The organism is Cupriavidus sp. CuC1 (genome assembly GCF_044627735.1).
GTDB lineage: Bacteria > Pseudomonadota > Gammaproteobacteria > Burkholderiales > Burkholderiaceae > Cupriavidus > Cupriavidus ulmosensis.
Window position 1 is genome coordinate 1 of record NZ_JBIUHC010000324.1, and the last position, 3,333, is coordinate 3,333.

At 65.9% G+C, this 3,333-nt stretch carries 4 protein-coding genes; all 4 read left to right on the plus strand.

The features are described from left to right. The first annotated feature begins 460 nt into the window (after nucleotides 1-460). The 4 genes from ACGLHR_RS51120 (at nucleotide 461) to ACGLHR_RS51135 (ending at nucleotide 3,218) form a co-directional block, all read left to right on the plus strand. Nucleotides 461-712: a helix-turn-helix domain-containing protein gene (locus ACGLHR_RS51120; protein ID WP_400103688.1), complete on the plus strand. Its 252-nt coding sequence runs from the start codon at nucleotides 461-463 to the stop codon at nucleotides 710-712. Nucleotides 713-846: 134 nt separating this feature from the next. After that, a complete protein-coding gene (locus ACGLHR_RS51125) occupies nucleotides 847-2,172 on the plus strand; it encodes a DDE-type integrase/transposase/recombinase (RefSeq protein ID WP_400103690.1) in 1,326 nt (441 codons plus the stop codon). A 3-nt stretch (nucleotides 2,173-2,175) separates the two neighbouring features. Continuing rightward, on the plus strand, nucleotides 2,176-2,970 hold the full coding sequence (locus ACGLHR_RS51130) for an ExeA family protein (RefSeq protein ID WP_400103692.1): 795 nt from the start codon (nucleotides 2,176-2,178) through the stop codon (nucleotides 2,968-2,970). Next, the gene (locus ACGLHR_RS51135) at nucleotides 2,967-3,218 is read left to right on the plus strand and encodes a hypothetical protein (protein ID WP_400103693.1); all 252 of its coding nucleotides are present in this window, start codon (nucleotides 2,967-2,969) and stop codon (nucleotides 3,216-3,218) included. Before ACGLHR_RS51130 ends, ACGLHR_RS51135 begins: the two co-directional genes overlap by 4 nt. Nucleotides 3,219-3,333 lie beyond the last annotated feature (115 nt).

Sequence of the window (3,333 nt, forward strand, 5' to 3'; positions counted from 1 at the left end):
TGTTACGTCCCGCGCAATCTGAGGTTTGGGGAGGGCCGTTTATCCCGCGAACGGCTGGGGCGATTTTCTGAACATCTCCGCAATCAGCGCGAGACGCAACGGACATAAGGAAGGCCAGTACGGCTCTGATATCGTGCGATGGTTTCCAAGACACCCCACGACAACCAGAACAGACTGGCCTATGCATCGCATTGTATTTGCGTTTCTCACGCTCGAACAACATCTTCTCGCTATCCGTTGCACGCCGCAGGCGTACCGACCCGACGCTTGCGCACATTGCGGCTGTGGCTGCCTGTGGGGCCACGGCTGCTATCACCGCAAGGCTGACCGCAGCGGCGACGCCGAGCTCAATCCCGTGCCGGTACCGCGTTTTCGGTGTCCATCCTGTCGTCGGACCTGTTCGCGCCTGCCGCTGGCCATCTGCCCGCGCCGTTGGTACGGCTGGGCGCAGCAGCAGCAGGTGCTCTTACTGCTGATCGCCGGTGCGTCGCTGCGCCGTACGGCGGCCGTCTTCGCGCTGGGCTATCACACGGTGCGCCGCTGGTGGCGCTGGCTCAATACCAGCCAGACCTTCGCATTCCATTTGCGCAGTCGCTTTGCCGAACTCGGTCGCTGCGCTGGTTCCGCTGAGTTCTGGCTGACCTGTTTCGGGCAAATGCCATTGTGCCAGGCGATGGCCTGGCTCGATCACGACGGCCTGACTGTCCCATGATCGCTTGAGCCTCGCGCGGCGCGCAACGCGCTGCTCGCATGCCTGGCGCACGCTCCACAGACTTTGCTCACTGCCGCCACCGCGGCAATAGCGGTTTCATGTCGTTTCCTCACTTTGATGAAGGATTCAACGAGATGAACGACATCGACGAGATGGCGCTGTTCCGTCTGGGCGTGCTGGGCCCACTCACCAGCCGCGGCGAACTCGCACGCGGTGAACTGGCTCGCCTGATCCGCCAGATTGCCCAGCAGGAGTACGCGATTCCCGGCTCCAGACGCCGCCACATCAGCGAGAAGACGCTCCACGCCTGGTACGACACCTGGCGCCGCGAGGGTATTGCCGGGCTGGCCAGCAAGGTCCGCGCCGACCGCGGCGCATCGAAGCTGCCCGAGGCCGTGCAGGCGGCGGTGCTGGCGGCCAAGCGCGAGAACCCGCGCCGCTCGATCCGCCAGATCCGGCTGCTGCTGGAGAGCGCCGGCCTGGTGGCACGCGACACGCTCTCGCGCAGTGCCGTGCACCGTCTGCTCAAGGCAAACGGTCTTTCACGCATCGCCGGACCGGCCGTCGTGCCCGATGAGAAGCGCAGCTTTGAGGCCGAACACGCCGGCTCTCTCTGGTACGGCGACGTCATGCACGGGCCAACTCTGTCGATCGACGGCAAACGCAGGAAGACCTATCTGGTCTCGCTCATGGACGACGCCTCTCGGCTCGTCGCTCACAGCGCGTTCTGCCTGTCCGAGACGGCGCTCGATATCGAGAGCGTGCTCAAGCAGGCACTGTTGCGGCGCGGCATCCCCGGGCGGCTCGTCGTGGACAACGGCTCGGCCTATCGCAGCGCAACCCTACAGGGCATCTGCGCGCGCCTGTCCATCCGCCTCATCTACTGCAGGCCATACCAGCCCGCCGCCAAGGGCAAGATCGAACGCTGGCACCGCACGCTGCGCGAGCAGTTCCTGGCTGAACTCGACACCAGCCGCATCCGCGAGCTGGGCGACCTGAACGCCCGGCTTTGGGCATGGATCGAACAGATCTTTCACCGCAGCAAGCATGCCTCGCTGGGCGGGCTCACGCCGCTGGCACGTTACCAGCAGGACCTGCCGCATATCCGCCTGCTCGGACCGCTGGCCGCGCAACTCGACCAGCTGTTCTGGTATCGCATCACACGCCTGGTGCGCCGCGACGGCACGGTGTCCTATCAGGGCAAACGCTTCGAGGTGCCCTACGAACTCGCCGGCCAGCACGTGCGGCTTGTCGTCGATCCGCATACCGGCGTGGTCATGCACGTGGAGAACGCAGCCGGGCAGCAACTGGGTGCGGCCACCGAGCTCGATACCGTGGCCAACAGCACGCGTCGGCGCCAGCGTCCCCAGGCCGAGCCCGCCACTGCCGAACCCGCCGCGGCCGGCCCGAACCTGATCGAGCTCGCCCACCGTCAACATTATCCGCACACGGAGCATTGAATCATGTACCGCCAGCACTTCGGCCTGCGCTGCGCACCACTGGACAAGGACGCCACCAGCCTGTGGGACGACGGCGCGATCGCCCATCTGCATGAACGCTTCCAGTGGCTGCTCACCAGCCCCGGCGTGGGCCTGCTTACCGGCGAGCCCGGCGTGGGCAAGACCGCCGCGTTGCGCCACATCACGCGTTCGCTCAACCCGCACCGCTACCAGGTCATCTATACCGCCGAGTCCGACTTCGGTCGCATCGATCTGTACCGGGCGCTTGCCCGTGAACTCGGCCTTGAGCCCAGCTACCGGCGCGCCGACCTGTGGCGCGCCATCAAGTTGCGCATCACCGAACTGGCCCAGAACCGGCAGGTGCTGCCGGTCTGGGTCATTGACGAGAGCCAGAACCTGCCACCCGCATTCTTCCGCGATCTGCCCGCTTTCCTGAACTTCGCCATGGATGCCAGGGATCTGATCACCATCTGGCTGGCTGGTCATCCATCGCTGGCCGACGTGCTCGAACGCGCGCCGTACGCCGCCCTCTATGGACGCATCCAGGTGCGCGTGCACTTCACCGCGGTCATCGAACGCGAGCGCTTCGCCCAGCTCATCGGCCACGCGCTTGCCGCCGCTGGCTGCAACCACACGCTGCTCTCGGACTCCGGCATCGAACAACTGCGCGAGGCCTCGCGCGGCGTGCCCCGCCAGGCCGGGCGCATCCTGCGCAACGCCATGCGGCTGGCCGTGCCCAAGGGACTGAACCATATCCCCGACGACTTGCTGCTGCGGGCCATCGAGGAAGTGCGGTGAGCCCCGCCATCCAACACGATCTGACTTCAACGCCAACCCGCGAGGCCATCATGGACATCTTCACGCGCAATGCCGGACTGGCCGACCCCGTGCTCTCCGACGAGGCCGCCTTCTTCATCCAGCTCGTCCTCGACGACATCTGGCTGTGGTTCAACACCGTCTACGGCGAGCAGGCGCGCCGCTATCGCCCACCGCCAGACCTCGACCCCGATGACGATCCCGCCGACGAGCTCGACCATCCCTTCTAACTTCACGGGGGCCGCAAGGCCCCCGTTTGCATGTCATCGCCGTTCCCCCCGCTTCAGGCCCGCTGTCCCATCATCACCATCGCGGCCGACATACCTACCGGCGTCGCTTCACCCC